The organism is Neobacillus sp. PVCKKU3 (assembly GCF_058323225.1).
Window position 1 is genome coordinate 17,264 of the sequence record NZ_JBLVQN010000046.1, and the last position, 20,263, is coordinate 37,526.

15 protein-coding genes are annotated in these 20,263 nt (G+C 41.5%); 5 read left to right on the plus strand and 10 right to left on the minus strand.

Annotated features, from left to right (window positions below; genetic code table 11):
• The first annotated feature begins 2 nt into the window (after positions 1-2).
• Positions 3-3,140 (plus strand): MMPL family transporter, encoded by a 3,138-nt coding sequence (locus ACNQGS_RS24130; protein ID WP_491489544.1) that lies wholly within the window; start codon positions 3-5, stop codon positions 3,138-3,140.
• 261 nt (positions 3,141-3,401) lie between these two features.
• Positions 3,402-4,955, plus strand: coding sequence for a TerD family protein (locus ACNQGS_RS24135; RefSeq protein WP_491489545.1), 1,554 nt, complete (start codon positions 3,402-3,404; stop codon positions 4,953-4,955).
• A gap of 47 nt (positions 4,956-5,002) precedes the next feature.
• On the opposite strand, the gene selB is transcribed toward ACNQGS_RS24135, so the two are convergent.
• A complete protein-coding gene (gene selB, locus ACNQGS_RS24140) occupies positions 5,003-6,889 on the minus strand; it encodes a selenocysteine-specific translation elongation factor (RefSeq protein ID WP_491489546.1) in 1,887 nt (628 codons plus the stop codon).
• Between the two features lie 119 nt (positions 6,890-7,008).
• Positions 7,009-7,809, minus strand: coding sequence for a type II pantothenate kinase (gene coaW / locus ACNQGS_RS24145; RefSeq protein WP_491489567.1), 801 nt, complete (start codon positions 7,807-7,809; stop codon positions 7,009-7,011).
• A gap of 108 nt (positions 7,810-7,917) precedes the next feature.
• Between coaW and ACNQGS_RS24150 the strand changes: the two genes are divergently transcribed.
• Complete coding sequence (locus tag ACNQGS_RS24150) at positions 7,918-8,391, plus strand: GNAT family N-acetyltransferase (protein WP_491489547.1); 474 nt, start codon at positions 7,918-7,920, stop codon at positions 8,389-8,391.
• Between the two features lie 343 nt (positions 8,392-8,734).
• Here the strand turns inward: ACNQGS_RS24150 and ACNQGS_RS24155 are convergent, their stop codons facing one another.
• Together ACNQGS_RS24155 and ACNQGS_RS24160 are read right to left on the minus strand one after the other, a co-directional pair.
• A complete protein-coding gene (locus ACNQGS_RS24155; protein WP_491489548.1) occupies positions 8,735-9,172 on the minus strand; it encodes a GNAT family N-acetyltransferase in 438 nt (145 codons plus the stop codon).
• Positions 9,173-9,241: 69 nt separating this feature from the next.
• Positions 9,242-9,820: a histidine phosphatase family protein gene (locus ACNQGS_RS24160; RefSeq protein WP_491489568.1), complete on the minus strand. Its 579-nt coding sequence runs from the start codon at positions 9,818-9,820 to the stop codon at positions 9,242-9,244.
• Positions 9,821-10,156: 336 nt separating this feature from the next.
• Here ACNQGS_RS24160 and liaG point away from each other — a divergent pair, with 336 nt between their 5' ends.
• A complete protein-coding gene (gene liaG / locus ACNQGS_RS24165) occupies positions 10,157-11,017 on the plus strand; it encodes a LiaG family protein (protein WP_491489549.1) in 861 nt (286 codons plus the stop codon).
• Positions 11,018-11,065: 48 nt separating this feature from the next.
• Here the strand turns inward: liaG and ACNQGS_RS24170 are convergent, their stop codons facing one another.
• The 6 genes from ACNQGS_RS24170 to ACNQGS_RS24195 all read right to left on the minus strand — a co-directional run bounded on the left by ACNQGS_RS24170 (position 11,066) and on the right by ACNQGS_RS24195 (position 18,929).
• A complete protein-coding gene (locus ACNQGS_RS24170; RefSeq protein ID WP_491489550.1) occupies positions 11,066-11,650 on the minus strand; it encodes a uracil-DNA glycosylase in 585 nt (194 codons plus the stop codon).
• A gap of 99 nt (positions 11,651-11,749) precedes the next feature.
• Positions 11,750-14,887 carry an AAA family ATPase gene (locus tag ACNQGS_RS24175; protein ID WP_491489551.1) on the minus strand — a complete coding sequence of 1,046 codons (3,138 nt, stop codon included), beginning with the start codon at positions 14,885-14,887 and terminating at the stop codon, positions 11,750-11,752.
• Positions 14,884-16,029: an exonuclease SbcCD subunit D gene (locus ACNQGS_RS24180; protein ID WP_491489552.1), complete on the minus strand. Its 1,146-nt coding sequence runs from the start codon at positions 16,027-16,029 to the stop codon at positions 14,884-14,886. The genes ACNQGS_RS24175 and ACNQGS_RS24180 overlap by 4 nt, the downstream gene beginning before the upstream one ends.
• Before the next feature lie 183 nt (positions 16,030-16,212).
• A complete protein-coding gene (locus tag ACNQGS_RS24185) occupies positions 16,213-16,413 on the minus strand; it encodes a cold-shock protein (protein WP_042463935.1) in 201 nt (66 codons plus the stop codon).
• 386 nt (positions 16,414-16,799) lie between these two features.
• Entirely contained in the window at positions 16,800-17,156 is a 357-nt protein-coding gene (locus ACNQGS_RS24190) for an ArsR/SmtB family transcription factor (protein ID WP_491489553.1), read from the minus strand.
• 24 nt (positions 17,157-17,180) lie between these two features.
• Positions 17,181-18,929, minus strand: a complete 1,749-nt coding sequence (locus tag ACNQGS_RS24195; protein ID WP_491489569.1) for a SulP family inorganic anion transporter — start codon at positions 18,927-18,929, stop codon at positions 17,181-17,183.
• Positions 18,930-19,264: 335 nt separating this feature from the next.
• On the opposite strand from ACNQGS_RS24195, the gene ACNQGS_RS24200 reads away from it, so the two are divergent.
• Complete coding sequence (locus ACNQGS_RS24200) at positions 19,265-20,056, plus strand: TIGR00266 family protein (RefSeq protein ID WP_491489554.1); 792 nt, start codon at positions 19,265-19,267, stop codon at positions 20,054-20,056.
• The last annotated feature ends 207 nt before the right edge of the window (positions 20,057-20,263 follow it).

Below are 20,263 nucleotides of genomic sequence, written 5' to 3' on the forward strand. Positions count from 1 at the left end.
AAGTGAGAGCCATCATTAAGGGGAAATGGTTTATCTTAATCGCTTGGATTGCAGTCATCGCTGCGCTTTTTATGGCTGCGCCAAATATGGAAAATCTCGTTCGAGAGAAAGGACAAATTTCCGTTCCAGAAGGCTACCCCTCCACCCTTGCCGAAAAAATTCTCAAGGATGTTCAGTCGAGTGAAAATAAGGGTAATTCCCTGCAAACGGCGCTTGTCTTCTATAGCGAAAAAAAATTAACGAAGGACGACTTCGCTGATGCTGAAAAAGCTGTCAAAGAACTAGATAGAAATAAAGAGACGCTCGGAATCACTGAAATCCTCACCCATTTCACCCAAGAGGAACTAAAGGGCCAGCTAGTTTCAAAGGACGGCAAAACAATCCTAGTTTCCATTAAAGTGACTTCAAATAATAGAGAAGCAAAGGAAATTGTCAAAGAATTAAATAAAGCGATTGATGATGTCAAACTTGATCATTACTATACAGGCGGCTGGGTGATTGGCGAGGACCTCGTCACAAACTCTCAGGAAGGACTGAAAAAAACCGAAGGCATAACGGTAGTTTTCATTTTAGCCGTGCTGCTGCTTGTCTTCAGATCAGCAGTGGCCCCTATTATTCCTTTGATAACGGTAGGATTTAGCTATCTGACAGCTCAATCCATTGTTGCTATTTTAGTAGATAAAGTGAACTTTCCATTATCAACCTTTACACAGATTTTCTTGGTTGCCGTCCTCTTCGGGATTGGAACGGATTATTGCATCCTGCTCTTAAGCCGCTTTAAAGAGGAATTGTCTGCGGGTGAAAATGTAACAGAGGCCATCGTTAAAACATACAAAACAGCTGGAAAAACGGTCTTTTTTAGCGGTGTCGCTGTTTTAATCGGCTTTGCTTCGATAGGTTTATCCACCTTCCAGCTATACAAATCCGCCGCCGCTGTGGCCGTTGGAGTAGCGATTTTATTAATCGCACTCATCACGGTGGTGCCATTTTTCATGGCAGTCCTTGGAAAAAAATTGTTTTGGCCGGCAAAAGGCAAGCTTGAGCATGGCGATAGTAAGCTATGGGGTGTAATGGGGAACTTTGCCCTGAAACGTCCATTGATTGCGTTTATTCTTGTTGCCATTATCGCAATACCTTTCTTATTCACGTATAAGGATCAATTATCATTTAATTCGCTTGAAGAAATCAGCAATGAATATCCATCTATTAAGGGTTTTAATTTAATCGCGGATTCATTCGGTCCTGGTGAATCTATGCCGACACAAATTGTCATTAAAAATGACGATAAAATGAACACCACGGAATATTTGTCAATTACCGAAAAAATCAGCCAAGAACTCAAAAAAGTCAATGATGTCAAAACCGTCCGTTCTGTCACCCGCCCGACCGGCAAACCAATTGACGATTTTTATATTTCCAAGCAGGTGGCAAGCCTTGAGGACGGACTTGGCAAAGGAAATGACGGGATTAAACAAATCAGCGGCGGGCTATCTGAAGCAAGCAGCCAGATGGCAGCTAATCAGCCAAAAATGGAGCAGGCAACAGCTGGAATCAGCCAATTAATCTCTGGCACGAATGAAATTAAAACGAATCTGGCCAAGGTTCAAAGCGGCCTTTCAGATATCGAAACAGGACTTAAACAAGGTTCTTTAGGTTCAACACAAATAAAAGAAGGCCTTACCCAAATCAAAATCAATTCTCAAAAAGCTTTAGATGGAAGCAAACAATTACTTGCGGGCTATCAACAAACAGAAACTGGGCTGGGCACCCTATTAAGCAATTATCAAAAAACGGCCGCTGGGTTGGAATTACTAAGCAGCAGCCTTAATTTGCAAGCTAATTTTAATCAGTTGGAAACAGATTATCCGATTGTCCAGAATAGTCAAGACTACCAAACTATTAAGGCGACAATTGAAGGCATTCCAGGTAAGCCGGCTGCACCTGGGGCCTACGCGGCAGCACAGCAGTTAGCTGCAGGCTTGAATCAACTTAACGCAGGCCTTAAAGAAGCACAAAACGGTCTTAATACGGCCAATAGCGAATTTGCGAAACTAATTTCCGGACAAGAACAGTTAATCAGAGGTATGGAACAGCTCCTTCCGGGTATTGAAGCACTTGAGTCCGGACTATATCAAATGGAAGACGGCCAGGGACAAATCGTCGCAAACATGCCGAAGTTTACCGGCGGTCTTGATGGCATCAATAATGGCCAGCAGGAACTGCTTTCCGGGTTTGAAAATATCGGCAGCCAAATTAACCAGCTTTCTGACGGGTTAAATCAAAGTGCCGATGGATTAAACCAAGTCTCAAATGGGCTGGTAAGTGCCCAAGATTATTTGGCCGATGTATCCAAGCAGCAGAAAAATGGTTTTTATATCCCTCAGGATGTTTTGGACAGCAATGATTTTTCGAAAGTGCTGAATGCCTATATGTCAAAGGATCGCAAGGTCATGACGATTGATGTTGTCTTTAATAAGAATCCATACTCTAATGAGGCGATAAACAGAATACCAGTCATTAAAGATGCTGTAAAACGTGCTGTTAAAGACACCAAGCTGGAAAATGCAAAGGTTGCAATTGGCGGTGTATCAAGCATGCACCATGATTTGGATACCATTTCCAAAGGCGACTATTCCAGAACCGTTATTTTAATGCTTGCAGGAATCGGAATCATCCTGATTATTCTGCTCCGTTCATTGATAATGCCAATTTACCTAATCGGCTCTTTGGTCTTAACCTACTATACATCAATGTCAATCTCTGAATATATTTTTGTAAACTGGCTAGGATACACAGGCATCAGCTGGGCTGTACCATTCTTTGCCTTCGTAATTCTCGTTGCGCTTGGAATCGACTACAGTATTTTCTTAATGGATCGCTTTAACGAGTATCGTGATTTACCTGTTGAAAAAGCCATCCTTGAATCAATGAAGAAGATGGGGACAGTCATCGTTTCAGCAGCTGTCATCTTAGGCGGAACGTTCGCGGCGATGATGCCTTCCGGTGTTTTATCATTACTAGAAATTGCTACGATTCTATTAATCGGTCTTGCCTTATACGCCCTAGTGGTTCTTCCACTGTTTGTACCAGTGATGGTGCGCACCTTTGGAGAAGCCAACTGGTGGCCATTTAAAAAATAACGCCAACACTATATCAACTTTCGAAAAAGCACGCTGGTTCAAGCGTGCCTTCTTTATTATTTCATTTTATCCAGGCTGACTTCGAAAACAAAAATTAAGAAAAAGCTGAAGATTACTCAGGTTAGTCCTTTTTATTTAATTTAAATGAAACTTTTTTAGGACTATTTCGTAGAAACTGTTATATGTATTCAGTATGTTTCTCCCTATTCTTAAATGGATTTATATGGGTTAGATTGTTTTAAAAAATAAGGAGTGAAAAATGTGGGTGTTACATTAAGCAAAGGTCAAAAAGTGGATTTAACCAAATCTCACCCAGGCCTTCAAAAAGTTGTTGTGGGATTGGGTTGGAATATCAATCAAAACGGATCGAATTTTGATTTGGATGCATCCGCTTTTTTATTAGGTCCATCAGGAAAAGTACAAGGCGATCAGGATTTTGTTTTTTACAATAATCCATCCGGAGGGAATGGAGCCATTATTTATAGCGGCGATAATCGAATAGGCTCCGGCGTTAAGGACGACGAGCAAATACGAATTGATTTAAACCGGGTACCGGCTCACATCCACCGTATCGCCTTTACCATTACAATTCATGATGCCCAGGCGAAGCGACAAAATTTCGGACAAGTATCGGATTCCTATGTTCGAATATTTAATGAGGAAAACAATGAAGAATTATTGAGATTTAGTCTAGGTAGGGATTTTACAGTTGAAACCGCGATTGTCGCAGCGGAAATATATCGTCATAACGGAGAATGGAAATTTAATGCCATTGGCAGCGGATTTCAAGGCGGATTAGCGGCCCTTTGTGGAAATTTTGGGGTAACAGTTGATGATCCCCCTGTCAATTCGTCCTATTCTGCTCCGGTTCAGCAGTCTGACCGCCAGTCCGGTAATTCAGTTCAACCAGGCTCACCCAATCAGTACACGGGAAATCCTTATCAAAGTCAGAGCAATAATTCCTATCAAACGCAGTCCTTTTCCGCGCAGAACGGGAGCCAAAATTATAATAATTATGATCCGTATCGCCAAAATCAAACTCAATATGATCCATACCCGCAAAGCCAACATACATCCCAGCAGCCGATCCATCTTCAGCCGGATTCTGCACAGCGACAGCCTGCTTTTGGCTTTCCGTCTCAACCATTCGCTTCTTCAACAAACCAGCGGTCTACATATGGGGGCGATGATATCGTTTGCCCACGTTGTCATTCTTCAAATGTACGTACCGGCAAAAAAGGGTTTGGTTTGGGCAAAGCGGCAATTGGTGGCTTAATTCTTGGTCCTGTCGGCTTGCTAGGCGGGTTTATTGGACATAACCAATTAAAATTCACCTGCAATAGCTGTGGTAGTAATTGGTCCCCTTCGCAAACAGACTACGCGGAATGGGCTAACACGCAAAAAAGACGAGCCCAGGAATTATTTAATCGCTACAAGAGTCAGGATGTATTAGATGCCGTCGTTGCCGCTTGTGCATTGGTAGCCATGGCAGATGGTTATTTAGATGCTTCTGAACGGCAAAAGATGGTCGACTTTGTTAATCAAAGTGAAGAATTGCGGGTATTTGATACCACCAAAGTCATTCAAAGATTCAACTTTTTCGTCTCCAGGATTGAAAATGACCGAATGCTTGGCCGTGCCGAAGCATTACGGGCACTTGGGAAAATTCGCACAAAACCGGAAATTGCCCGCCTGGTCGCCCGCTATTGCATTGCCATCGGCTATGCTGATGGGAACTTTGACCATAATGAAAAGCAGATGGTCGTTGATATCTGCCACGAACTCGGGTTAAACCCAGCTGAGTTTTTATCGTAAGCGTGAAAAAAAGCCTCTGCATCTTGGGATTTGGCAGAGGCTTTTCTCTATTTATTTTTCCAAACTCGCTTATTCTCGACTCGTTTTGTAAAACCTTTTGCATCTAGCTTTTCCAAAAACGGAATCATGTACTTGCGTGAAAGGTCAAGGACCTCTTTCGCTTCACCCACTTCAAATTCGGGCCCTGTAGCATTTTGAAGTTTATGAACGGCTTCTTTAAAAACATCTCCATGATAAGCAAACTGATCATCGAGCAACACAATCAACTCTTGGTCTTCTAGGAATCTTCGTAAATCCCCTTCCAGAGAATCCGGAATGCCTGCATCCGATAAATAGTCTTTTAAATAGCGAACTTTTAACTCATCCTTTTTCAATTCAGCGAGCAGATTTTCCGTCCGTTTTGCCCAGTTTTTTGGAACATGCGGTGAAAACTCAGCCAGCGAGACAAACTGTTCCCTCCGGTTAAATACCTTTTTAGAAATCGCATTTTCTACTACATAATCAAGAAGAGATTTTGAGAATTTTTTTTGCATCGATTGCAGAATTTCAGCTTTATTGACACCTTGCTTCATTGGATTTATATGATGATAATCCTGCAGTTTGTCATAAATATCTTCTTCGATAGACTGGATTAACTGTTGTAATGTATATTCCTTTCCATTAAAAAGAATAAATTCATCATCCTGGAGATGCTCGGATAAGGTTTCTTCGTCCAAGGCAGTTCGTTTGATTAATTCTGGTAATGAGAGGCTTTTCGCTTCCAACAGAGCGGCTGTTATCCGTTCTTTAGGCGTGCCGACTTTTTTCTTCTCCAGTTCCCCAATCGTTTGCTCTCCGAAGCGATACTTATTTCCCCTAGGATCAATAACCCAGCCGCCGCCAATCGTTTCTGTCGGGCTTGGCCGTCTTAAGATGAAACGATCGCCGCGTTTGGTCAGGATTTCTTCCTCAAGTCTAAGTTGGCAAAGGATTTCTCCGTTCTCTTCTTTGATTTCATTTCGGTCAAAAAAGACAATTCGTCCCATTACTTCGGCTGTCCCAATATGCAGTTTAATCGGCATCCGCTGCTTGATTAAATGCTCCAATTCCTCTACAACACGAATGGCGACATCTATTATTCTGGTTACAATAAAATGCTCCGAGGAAACAAGCACTTCACCGCGTTCCAAATCCTCTTTTGAGACTCCTGACAGGTTAATTGCTGCACGTTGTCCGGCGTAGGCTTTCTGGGAAGGTTTGTGATGAACTTGAATCTGCCGGGCCCGGACCTCCAGCCCTTTAGGCATGATTTTTAAAGCCTGCCCCTCTTCCACCGTGCCTTCATAAACCGTGCCGCGGACAACTGTCCCCTGCCCTTTCACAGTAAACACCTGGTCAATCGGCAGGCGGAACGCTCCTTTGGCATCGCGCATCTCTTGTTCCTTGAGCTTTTTAATGATTAGCTGTTTTATTTCTTCAATTCCTTTTTTAGATAAACTGTCAATTAAAACAAATGGTGCATCCTCAAATACAGTGCCTTGCAGTTCTGCTAAAATATCATCCTGTACAAGTTCAATGAATTCTTCGTCTACCCGGTCGATTTTTGTAATAGCGATGATCCCGTTTTTGACACCGAGAAATTTTAAGATTTCGAGATGTTCTTTCGTTTGCGGCATGACACCTTCATCGGCTGCCACAACCAGTACCACCAGATCAATTCCGGCAACTCCGGCAATCATCTGGCGAATGAAGCGTTCGTGCCCGGGGACATCGATAACGGAAATCTGGATTTCCTCATCTTCATATAATGGAGCAAATCCGAGTTCTATCGAGATTTGCCGCTCTTTCTCTTCTTTTAATCGGTCTGTATCAACATTGGTCAGAGCCTTCGTTAAGGATGTTTTCCCATGGTCAATATGCCCCGCCATTCCAATCGTAAAATATCTCTTTTCCAAGCTTGCCACCTTCTTTAATGGTCTTCTTCTCTACTGTAGCCTTTATAAGGGGATTGTTCAAGCGAACTTTATGGGACAAACTTTAGTGGGTGAAGGACTTTTTCAATCATCACTTCATCTTAAATAGAAAGAAATGCCCCTACCGCCCCGCTGTATTCACCATTTTTCAAAAAAGTCGATTGCAGCCCAAGCATCATCATATATTTTTCAAGTGTCTGTGACATCATTTGATTTCCGATTAGCGAACTTCCGATAAGAACAATCTCTTTCACCTTATGAATAGCCGCTGCCTGCAGCGTTAATAGCATAATCGTTTCCGCAACCATATTTGTTACAGCGGCCATTCTATCGGCTGGAGAATGCTTCACGCTCAAACCTTTCGCAAAATTTGCCGCAGTCAGGTCACCATTTATCGGAGGCGCATCGGACTCATAAATATCCTTCACCAGTAAGTCAAGGTTTTCCTTTTGTCCCGTTACGGCCAATTCAGACAGCCGATAAAAATCGGGTTCATTCGTTAGAAGCATACCAAGTCCCATGAAGGTTCCCCCGCCCATGCCGCTCCCTAAAATGCGCTCATACTTTTCCCCATCCACCAAATGCCAGGAAGTTCCTGTCCCTATGTTGACGATGATAAATGGATCCGTCATTCTTTTTCCCTCTTCTAGTAAAAATAGCCTGACCCCTTCACAAGTTGCCTGAAACTCAGGAACAATCGTGCCGTTCGGGAAAAACTTTTCCTGCAAAATATGAGCCTTTCCGCCTGTTAAAGCAGCTATTACATTCGGGGCAGCCGCTTTTAACCAGGTAATAGCAGACTCCAATTCACCGATTGGATATTTTTTATAATGCATTACACCACGTTCTTGAAAAGCAATTTTTACTAAAGAACCGCCTGCATCGATTCCCACCTTTTGCACAGTCAATCCTTTTCACCCCTTAACGAATACAATTATTTAATTTATTTTAAAAGGATATCGACCCGCCATGTCAAATCCTATATGTATTAAGACTAGGAGGAACAAAAGATGATTAAACTAGTGAAGGTTTTAAAGGAAGAAGAACAAACCCTGCATAATCTCATTCAATTTTATATTTACGAATTCAGCCAATTTATACCTGCTATCACTTTGGAGGAAAATGGCACTTATAAGCCCTTTGATTTAACACCATATTGGAGCAGTCCCATCCACCATCCACTTTTTATAAAAAAAAATGAAGAACTCATAGGGTTTGCTTTAGTAGAAAGTACCACAGAATCAGAACCTAATACAATTCTAGAATTCTTTATCATTCGGAAATATTCCGGGAACGGCTTTGGAAAAATAGCCGCAAATGAAATTTTCACTCTCTTCCCTGGGAAGTGGCGAGTCACTCAAATCGAGAAGAACGAACCGGCCAAGGCTTTTGGGAGGAGTACCATTTCTAAATTCACCGGAGGCAGATTCAACGAAACTACCGATGAAAGAAGATGTACTATACAAGAGTTCGTAACGTTTTGATAAAGGGCTGACTCTTAGACTAAGAGGGTCAGCACTTATCGGTTGGGGAGTCAGGGTTAGCACTCGACCTGATAAATAGAGGGAAAAATTCCGCTTAATTAGTAATTATTATTAAAAAAGGCCGAAATAGACGGAGAGATTCCGCCTATGGACTCGAAAAATTCGAAAATATGAGTTTTTTCTTTGCGTAAGCGGAAAAATTCCCCTTATTTACACCGAAACAAGCTCCATTCTGCATTTAGCCGCAAAAATTCCGCTTATTTTACTTTTTCTGGTTTATTTCTTGTTTTGCACCCTAAAACAGAACCCGTTACTTTTAGACACCCCTCCTTAAATTCCTCTGTTATGGTCTTCTTTTTTCAAAATGACTAATGAAAAAGCCTGGTGCTACCTCCATATCCTCCACCAATTTAAAGCCATTTTTTTGATATAAATTTTTGGCAGGTTGATTGTCCTTTCCAGTGGAAACCCTAAATACCTGTATATTCTGGTCGATGTCCTCAACAGCATTTAAAAGTTTCTCGGCAATACCCTTTCTAAAGTGTTTAGGATCTACTACCATTCGGCAAATCGTTAGTTCTTTCCCTTCGATTTCATATGAAACTGCTCCAGTAAGTTCCTCCATTTCAAAATAGCCTATAAAAGATTCACTAGAATTCAGAAATTCTTCAAAGCTCTCCTTAAGAGGCGGGATATCATTAAAGCCTACTATTCCTGCTTCTACTAGATAAGCGGCCCTTTGCAGGTTATATAGGTCCTTAGCTGTACTTAAATTTTTCATATCTATTTTTTGTATCATAAAGTTAATTCCTTTTAGTAATTTTTTATTTCACCATAAACTGGCGACCACCTATTCATCAAGAGAAAGATGTTCAACCCGATTATAAGCTTTAATGACCCAGCCATTTTCCTCAAAATGAATATCATTAAGGCAAGCGTTATCAATCCTCGACTTTCCGTAGCCTAATTCCCCATCTGACAAATGGGCGAGAATGGCATTGATAACGGCGCCGTGGGCGACTAGCAAAACGTTTTTATCCTCGTAGTTGTGTTTAATTTTTTCCAGTCCTCCCATAAGACGTTTAATCAGGGCATCTGCACTTTCTTGATTCGTATAATTTCTGTCAGGGAAAGCAGTCCTAATTTCTTCAATTGTCATTCCTTCTGCGTCACCGAAGGACTTTTCCTTAAAATCGTCCATCACAACTAAAGGAACATTTATATAAGTATTGATGATTTCCGCTGTCTTTTTTGCTCGTTGTAATGGACTGGTTATAATAACATCCCATTGTGAATTTTTTAGGTATTCTCCACTTTCCTCGGCCTGCTTGATCCCTTTCGCATTTAAGGGGATATCCGATCTTCCTTGTAGTCTTCCTATAGCGTTCCATTCAGTTTCCCCGTGTCGTACGATGCAAATCTTCGTAATGTTAATCCTCACCTTTCAATCATTAATGGGAACTCCTGCTTTAAGCGGCCACTTCTTTAATCCATTCATTTGTTTATTTATATATAGTTTAAATATCAATTGCTTATACAATTTAACCTTCCAAACTTAGCCACCGCAATCTAATTATATTTTCCTTCAAATTTTCATAATTGTAAATTTCCTGAAGTTATTCAGTTTAAATTGGGACGGCTTCTTTACCAATTATAAATACACCTCAAGTCTTAGTTGAAAATAAACCCCTGGTACATCGTGGAAAATCAAAGGATTTCTTATGCTATATATAGAAGATGTATAAAGAAAAAGGGGATGAATTTAATGAAAAGAATTTTAATACTACTATTGGTTATAACCGGTTTATATATTGTGTTTAACCAATCCTACACCTTTGATGTATTCGGGTCTGGTAAAAATGGTACGCAGGCTGCCATTACCGATAATACGAAGGTTATCAAGGTGGATGTTGGAAGTGTTAGTACAGAGATTATTCCTCAAGATCGGCAAGATTTAAAGGCCGTTTATGAAGGCAAACAAAAGCTGACTGTTAAAGAAAATGGGGATGCTGTAGAGGTATCGCTAAAGAGCAAATGGTTTACATGGTTCAATTGGGGTAATAACAAAAGTAATCTAAAAATCTACATTCCGCAGGAATACAATAGAGATATGACCATTGATCTTGGATCCGGATATTTAACTTTTTCCGGAGAATCCAAAACAAAACCAATGCAATTACAAAAATTAACTGTTGATATCGGATCTGGATATATAAAGCTTAACAATCTCGATGTGAAAGAGCTTAATCAGGGCGTATCATCAGGAAAGGCAGACATTAATTCTGTTAAAGCTGATAAAGGTATATTTGATCTCAGTTCTGGAGTTCTCGACATTAAGCATTATTCTGGTGCATTAGCAGCCGACGTCAGCTCGGGGAAGCTGGCGGTTCAAGTTGATGAATTAACAGATTCCGTCAAAATGGATGTCAGCTCAGGTTTAGTTAATCTTGACCTGCCCGATGATGCTGATTTTAAATTAGATGGCGGGTTTAGCAGCGGCTTGATTAAATGCGACTTGCCATTGAAAGAAAAAGTCCAGGATAAAGACAGCATCAATGGCACACATGGGTCTGGAAGGCATGCTGTTGATCTTGATGTTTCAAGCGGGATCATTCATATTTATTAATCAATCCATGAATATGGTTTCCTAACATTCTAAAAAAAGCGGCGCTTGTTAATGAGTGCCGCTTTTTGAATGGTAGTATTCTGCAGCAACCTTCCAATCCTCCAAAAATACTGGCCAAAGATTAGGACGGCGTCTGACTGCTAAGGGATGATAGCCGACCGCAGCAGGGTAACCCTTAATTTCATGAATGGCACCACGAAGCAATTTTACCTCTGCTTCCGGATTGCCGAAAAAGGATTGAACCGCTACGTTTCCAAAGCAAAGAATCAGCTTAGGCTGTTTTTCCTCGAGCTGCTGCTTCAGATGAATCATGCATGTTTCACGCGCATGTTCTTTGTCATAGGCTCTTACCGGTTTTCTTTTTAAAATAAAGGTCACGTACAAATCGTCCATGGTGAAACCAACATGATGGGCAGCCTTTTGAAGAGTTTGCCTAGTCCCACATACGAATGGATTTCCTTCCCTGTCCTCGCGGGCTCCCGGGTTATCAAGAATTATCATAATCGGGGCATCGGGGTTCCCCTCTCCCCAAACCATCCGTGAACCATGCTTATCTAAGCCGCACTCACTGCAGTTTTTTAAGTCTTCCGGAGTTGGCTCTTCCGGCCACAATATTGGACAAAAGTCTGACATGTTATCCCTCCAGCCATTTTAAAAACTAATGGTAGTTTAACCTTTTTCCATTTAGATAAATACGAAAAATAGCGAGTGGGTTTCCCCACTCGCTTTTGTTTAATTCGTAAACACAAACTCCGTCCGGCTCCCGGCTTGCCCCGCGATAACCTCAAGTCTTGCATCAATACGTTCCTTTAATTCTGGAACGTGCGAAATGATTCCGACCAAGCGCCCGCTGCTTTGGATATCCATTAACGCTTCAATCGCCTGTTCAAGTGATTCAGGGTCGAGTGTACCGAATCCTTCATCGATAAACATGGTCTCGAGCGAAACCCCGCCGGCATAGTTTTGTACCACGTCAGCCAGCCCAAGCGCAAGCGACAAGGAAGCCTTAAAGCTTTCTCCGCCTGATAATGTTTTAACGTGGCGTTCCTGGCCTGTATATTGGTCAAACACCAACAATTCCAAGCCACTTTGGGCATTCCCTTTAGCACGGTCTGTTTTTCGCAGCAACTGGAAACGGCCTGAGGTCATTTTCCTCAATCTGTGATTAGCTTCTTGTAAAATATCATCCAAGAAAGCTGCCAACACATACCGTTCAAAGGTAATCCGGAAGCTGTTCTGGCCCTTCGTAATCTCGTAAAGATGTCCAATCAGCTTATAACGTTCCTCAAGGACCTTCATATTTTCATTTAATTTTTCCACACGGTTGAAGATTTCTTCGTTATCCCGTTTTTTCACAAAAAGGTCCGTATAATTGCGGTTTAACGCCGCTATTTCACTGTCAATGATCGCAAGCTCATTATTAAGCCCGTCCACATCTGGAGTTTTCACATTCATTAATTTTTCCGTTAATTCATTCAATCGGTCGGAAACAGAACGTAATTCCTCCCTAAACCCGCGAATCTCTGCTTCGAGGCCGCGAATCACAGCTTCAGAAAGTTTTGACGCATGATAGACATTATAGTTTTCAAAGCCCTGTTCCACCAATTTATTCTTAAAAATCTCACGTTCAGTGGTTAATTCCTGCTGTTTAGAATCAAAGTGCTTCTCGGCGTCCTGCAATCTTGCAGATTCGGCAGCAAGCTTTGCATTTACGGATTGCAAATGCCGTTGTGCCTCTTCTAACTGTTTAATTAGCGCATCATAGCGGTTTTTAGAAATGGTGAGTGCTTTTTCATATGCTGATTCAGAACGAAGATTTTCCGGAATTGTATTCATCATTCTAGTCAGAATTGTCTTCTTCTCAGTATATTGAACTGTCAGTTCCGAAACTTCTTGTCCTAATAGTTGAATCGCCTTTTGCAGCTTTTGTTTTTCTAATTCCTGATTACCCAGTTCCCTTTTAACCAAATCGAGCTTATTCATTTTTTCCACTAATTTTCGTTGCGTTTCCTGCAGACTATTTTTCTCAGCGAGAAGCTCCGATTTCAGAAGTGGTAAATCAGGTTCGGAGAACTCAGCACGGTAACCGCGAATTTCCTTTAGGACTTCCTCTACTGTTTCCCTTTGTGCATTTTCTGCAGACTGGCACTGATAAAGCTTTGCTTCATCAAAAGATTTTTCTTTTTCCCATTTAGCCGCTTGTGCTTTCGCTGCCTTCATGTCTTCTTCACTTGGAACACTTCCATCGTGCAGGACGGCTTTAGCAGGGTGATGTTCAGAACCGCAAACTGGACAAGCTTCCCCCTCGTGCAATTTTGCGGCTAAAAGCGAAGCCTGTCCATGCAGCCATTTTTGCTCCAGTTGTTCCACAAGGGCCTTTGCATCTTGAAATCTGGCAGCCGTATTTTCATATCGCCCTGTAATTATTTGCAGTTCCTGTTTAGCCTTGTGATGGCGGCCAAGCAAGTTTTCAAATTTGTCAAGACGCTCAAGCTCTGACTGCAGTTTTTCAATCAGCTGTTTATTTTCAACAAACGCCAGCTGGCCTTTTTCAATTTCCTCCTTTTGCTGCTGAAGGAGTTTTAACTGTTGTTCTGTTAATTCAAGATTACGTTCCGTTTTCACCTGGTTGTTTCTTGCGGTTTGCAAGGAGGTTTCTACCTTACCAACCTCTTTCATTAAAGATGCAAATGAATAAACATCCTCTTTCATGTTAACTAACCGGTTTACTTCCTCTTGTGCTGTTTGCCGGTCTGCTTCTCTTTCAAGTTCCATCTGGAGGCTTATTTCTGACTGTGCCTTGAGGCTAGTTAAATTTCCTACCTCCGTTTTTAGTGTAGCAACATTAGCATTTAATCGATCTAATTCGCTCTTCAAACGATGGCATAACTCTTCCTGTTTGGCTAAAAGGGCCGCTTTTTGGGCACGCTGAACCTGTCTTTCTTTTTCCAAGAACAAATCAACCTGAGATTCCAAAAGAGCCTTCTTTTCCTTCAGCTCTTCCTTCTTTTGCAGCTGTTTAAGCGTCTCTTCTGCTTCAAACAACATGCCTTTAAGAGCATCCTGCTGCTTTACCTTTTCCTTTAACTCTTCAGACAACTGCCCCAATAATTCCCCCATACCGGCAATTTCAGCTGTCAATAGCGGCATAATGATGGTGTCATTGTCACTTCCAGCTGCTACATATTCCCGTAGTTCATCATTGGTCACTGCTTGAATCCGACGAATGGCTTCGTTCCTAGCCTGCACTTGGTCTTCAACGGACTTTTTCAGTTCATTCGCTTCCTCTTTCAGCTTATCCTCAACCATTTTATAAAGCTGCGTATGGAACAGCCGCTGCAATATGACTTCCTTATCTTTACTGTCTGATGTTAAAAGCTTGCGGAATTCGCCTTGAGGTATCATTAAGATCTGCCGGAATTGATTGGCATCAATCAACATGATTTCTTTAATTTTTTCCTCGACATCGTTGATTTTGGAAGCTAACAGCTTTTTCTCCCCTTCGGCGTCCCACATATATAATTCGGCTTTTGCACCAATTGAAGTGTAGCCGTCACCTTTTTCCTTTGGTTTCAACTGCTGTGGCGAGCGGGTAATGGAATAGACCTTGCCTCTTAATGAAAAATCCAGAGAAACCTCGGTCAGCAAATCATCCTTGGCAAATTGACTCCGAAGCTCGGGACCGTTACGATCCTCGCCGCTTGCCTTACCGTAAATGGCATAGCTAATCGCATCAAAAATCGTCGTTTTTCCAGCACCCGTTTTTCCGGATATGACGAACATCGTCCGATTGCCAAGTTCCGTAAAGTCAATTACTTCCGTTTCAGCATAAGGGCCAAATGCTTTAATCGTTAGTTTTAACGGTCTCATCTTGCGCCTGCCCCCTTCAACACTTTATCGATGATTTCTGACATGGCATCTTTTTTATCCACTGTAAATTCAGACGTTGTCATCTCGTTGTAAAATTGTTCAAACAAATCGATTTCCGACTTTTTCTCGCTCCGAAGGGCATTGAAGGATTGTTTTTTCTTTAAATCGGTCATCTCAATTTTCCGCTCTAAATGAAGCACGTTCGGGTATACTTGGCGCAGCTTATTAATTGGGTCAATAAGAGCTCCTTCATCTAATAGGTTAATTTTTAAATAGTCTTGGGTCCGTTCTTTTTCATAAAATTGCGGGTCGAGCAGTTGTTCAAGATATCCCTCCATCTCACGCATATCATGTGATGGAGTAAGAGAACGGTAACGGTGTTCAAAGTTTCCCTTCTCATCCATTTCAATAATGGAAATAGACTTTCTTTGTTTGGCTTCGGAAAAAGAATATTTTAACAGAGATCCAGAATATTTAACCTTTTCGTGGGTAATCGCATCAGGGCTGTGAAGGTGGCCCAATGCCGTATAAGAAAATGGCTCAAACAATTCTGCGCCGACGCATCCTGAGCCGCCAACGGATAAGATTCGTTCAGAATCGGATTGAACTCCGCCTAATACAAAGGCATGTCCAACCAAAACATTCGGTTCATTCGGGTTTAACGTTTCTTCGATTTTGCCAATCATCCTCTTCATCGCTTCTTGATGGGAGTGGATGGAGTCATCCTCTAAAAGCTGGCGTACGACCCCAGGCTCTGCGTACGGTACGAGATAAAAGTTTACCCCGTTAATCCGGACTGGATCAAAGCTGTTCGTGAGTTTGCCTGATAAATAAAATTGGCTGTGCTTGTACCATGAACTGCCAAACGAAAGGCGCTCCGCGCTGTCATGATTTCCGGCAATGGCTACAATCGGGGTTTTTAATTCAACATTTATTTTAAAAAGGATTTCGTCAAGAAGTTCAACGGCATCGGTAGGAGGAACAGAACGGTCGTAAAGATCACCGGCAATGACAACTGCATCTGGTTTCTCCTCCGCAACTACGTCCACGAATTGGTATAGGACCTCGCGTTGATTTTCCGTCATGTAAACGCCGTGTACCAATTTTCCTAAATGCCAATCAGCGGTATGGATAAATTTCATCTGCATCACTCCATGTTTTAAATACGTTTATACAATACTATTATTATAGCAAAATATATAGCAGGCTGGCCTTGGAAATGGGTTATGTTTTTTGGAAGTTGGGGGGATAATATCCATTGTGTGGGGAGACAATAAAAAACAGTCCGGCACAAGTACCGGACTGTTATAGTTAGTTTGATAGAATTACTTTTTAGTTACGTTAGCAGCTTGTGGTCCACGAGCTCCTTCAACTACTTCGAAAGAAACTTCTTGGCCTTCTTCTAAAGTTTTGAAACCTTCAGTTTGGATTGCAGAGTAATGTACGAATACGTCGTTTCCGTCTTCTCCTTCGATGAATCCGAAACCTTTTTCTGAATTAAACCATTTTACTTTACCGTTTTTCATAAAAAAAAATCCTCCTATTGGCTTGAAAAAAGCCATGTGTAAAATTCACCAAATTACAACGCAGATAGCTTTACTCATTACTTCATCCAAACTTCGGTCAAAACCTTGATCAAGCATATTACATAAATCTAATCTTGTGTAACGGCTGTTTAAAATTTATCATTATTTAGTAGGAATGTCAAGGAAGGGAAAGGCGACATAAACTGACACGATTCTCGCTAACCCCATGATTTTTTATTATTCTAACAATAATAATTTACTTATTAATCTATCTGATGAGGAGGAAAACAAGAATCATATGTCGTTTTTTGAAGAAAAATATTTAGGCTTTCCTTATGAAAAAGTCATGACAAGTTTACTATTTAAATAGAAAAAAGCCGAAGATTTTAATTCTTCGGCGTAACTGCTGGTATTTCTTCCTCTTCTTTAAATTTATCCAATATGGTGATGGTATCGACCAAATGATTGTTGAAAATTTGTCTTGCTACTGCTAACAGGTCGATGATCATAGGATCTTTTAACGTGTAGATAACTTTGTTTCCATCCTTGGTGCCCGATACGATATTTTTCGCCCTTAGTACCTGCAGCTGCTGTGAAACAGCTGAACCTTCACTGCCCGCAAGTGTCTGTATTTCATTGACACTTTTTTCTCCCTCGGCGAGAATTTCTAAAATACGAATTCTTAATGGATGAGCCAAAGCTTTAAAAAATTCTGCTTTAAATCTCTGCATTTCTAAATTCAATTCATCATCACCTTTACTGTAAAACTAGAAGGTTGCCGTTAATTTCTGTCTGCTTCCCTCTTTTGCCTCTGTACCGGAAAGCATTTTACATTCTCTAAATGCAAAATGCTTACAGCCTAGGCATTTATTTTGATTTATTTCCTTCAAAGCATATTGAATGGCTTCACCGGTATGAGCAAAGAAATGTTGTTCGCCAACAACCTCGAATAACCCCGTCTTTTTCAATACACTTTCCGGCTGCGGATTTATTCCTGATATTAATACTATACCATTTTTGGAAAAGTGGCGTACAATACTTGCCAAATTCGCTTCCCCTGTTGTGTCCATAAATGGAACCTTGCCCATCCGCAGCAACAGAATCTTGGGACGATAATTGATGGTATTCATGATTGTTTCTTCAAATGTAAGGGCTGCACCAAAAAACAGCGGTCCTTCAATATTAAAGATGCTAATCTGCGGACAGTCGTGTGTATCAGTCACCATCCCAGTTTCCACCTTGGCCCGATTAGTTTGCGGGTTAGGCAGCGCTTTGGCCGTAATCATGACGTCGCTCATCCGTTTGACAAACAGAATGGCCGACATGACCAATCCTACCTCCACCGCCACGGTCAAGTTCACAAAGACTGTTAATACAAATGTGACGACAAGAACAAGAGAGTCCGTTGATTTTGTTTTAAAAATATGGGCAAAAACTTTTTGCTCGCTCATATTCCAAGCAACAACCATTAATATCGGCGCCATGCTGGCAAGTGGAATAAACGAAGCATATGGTGCAAAAAAGATTAACACAAGCAGTACCAAAATTCCATGAAAAATCCCTGATAACGGTGAAACTGCTCCATTTTTTATATTTGTTGCTGTCCGGGCAATGGCACCTGTGGCCGGAATCCCGCCAAATAATGGCGTAATCATATTGGCAATACCCTGCCCGACAAGCTCTTTATTGCTGTTGTGACGACCGCCCGTCATCCCATCTGCGACTACCGCAGAAAGAAGCGATTCAATTCCGCCAAGCATGGCTATAATAAAGGCCGGCCTTATCAATTCTAGGATGATATCCATGTTTAACTCAGGCACATGCAGCGCGGGCAGCGTACTAGGAATTTGACCATAGGCCGTTCCAATGGTTGCTACCTCACCAGGATAAAACAATGAAGCGGCGGCAGTTGATACGACTAAACCGATTAAAGGCCCCGGAACCTTTGGCGCGATTTTCGGTGTTATGATAATCGTTGCCAAACAGATCGCTGCTGTTAAAATACTGAAAATATTCGTAGATCCAAGGTGCACAACAATTTCCTTAATGTTTAAAATAAATTCCTCATGCTTTTTGATGCCCTCTAAACCTAGGAAACTGGCAATCTGTCCTGTAAAAATGGTTACCGCAATACCTGCGGTAAAGCCGATGGTAACAGGTCTTGGGATATATTTAATCAGCGAACCAAGCTTAAATATCCCCATTAAGACAAGGATTACTCCAGCCATAAAACCCGCAATCAGCAGGTTTTCATAGCCATACGTCATGACGATTCCGAACAAAATCGGAATAAACGCACCTGTTGGGCCGCCAATTTGATACTTGGAGCCGCCGAATAAGGAGATAAGAATCCCGGCAACAATGGTCGTATAGATTCCATACTCTGGCTTCACTCCGGAAGCAATGGCAAAGGCCATACCAAGGGGGATCGCAATCACCCCGACAATCAACCCTGAGAGCAGATCCTTTGGTACACTCTTTAAAGAATAATGATGGAATCTTTTGTCTGTAAACATACTCACCCTTCTTATCACCTATTTTTGTATATCTGATTATTTGAATATATAATAATAGATGAATATAATCAATAGTATTTGTAAAAAAATGTACAATTGTTTTCTTTTTTTGTTTATGTTACAATAGCATAGCGATGAGCTGAATTGCATAAGACGAGAAAACATTCCTTTTAGGAGCGCACAATGTGGAGTGTGGTTTTTTCGCCGCAATACGCAAAGACGCCTGATTTTTCAGGCGTCTTTTTTATTTGATTTTTTTGTTAAAATTAGCACTTTTTTCCTATATCCATTAAAATATATTTGGGTGTTAATTTTTAAAAAGTGAGGAATCTGTTATGAATAACCACGAAATAGATTACAAAATTTACGGCGATGATATGCAGTTTGTGGAGGTGGAGCTGGACCCGCATGAAACAGTTGTCGCAGAAGCGGGAAGTTTCATGATGATGGATGACGATATTCAGATGGAGACCATTTTTGGTGATGGTTCTGGAGGTAGTGGCAGCGGCCTGATGGGCAAGCTGTTTTCAGCGGGAAAACGCGTGTTAACAGGTGAAAGCTTATTTATGACAACCTTCACGAATGCAGGTGCAGGCAAACGCCATGTATCCTTCGCTTCCCCTTACCCTGGAAAAATTATTCCGATGGATTTAAGTCAGTTTGACGGCAAAATTGTCTGTCAAAAGGATGCATTTCTCGCAGCGGCAAAAGGAGTTCAGGTCGGCATTGAGTTCCAGCGAAAAATAGGCGTTGGCTTCTTCGGAGGCGAGGGCTTTATCATGCAGAAGCTTGAAGGCGACGGAATGGCGTTTGTTCACGCAGGCGGAACGATCATTAAAAAGGATCTTCTTCCTGGTCAAAGTTTGCGTGTTGACACAGGTTGTTTGGTGGCAATGACTCGTGATGTCCATTATGATATTGAGTTTGTAAAAGGCGTTAAAACGGCATTGTTCGGCGGCGAGGGCTTATTCTTTGCAACATTGCGTGGCCCTGGCTCAGTTTGGATTCAGTCGCTGCCATTCAGCAGGCTGGCAAGCCGGGTATTTGCTGCAGCACCCGCACGCGGCGGCAGCAAAGATGAAGGCAGCATCGCCCGCGGTCTTTTTGATATGTTTAATGGGGATTAATTAAATTGTTCATTAACTAATAGAAAATTAAGCAGATAAATAAGACAAAAACCGTGCCTCCCAGTAACGGGTTCCGTTTTCTGTCGCAAAACCCGTAAATGTAGCCCAATTTCCCCTGCAATTTGTTTCTGTTTTTGCATTTAAAAATAAAATGGCTCAGTTCATTATACTGAGCCATTTTTAGTTGCCTGAATACTACGATAAAAA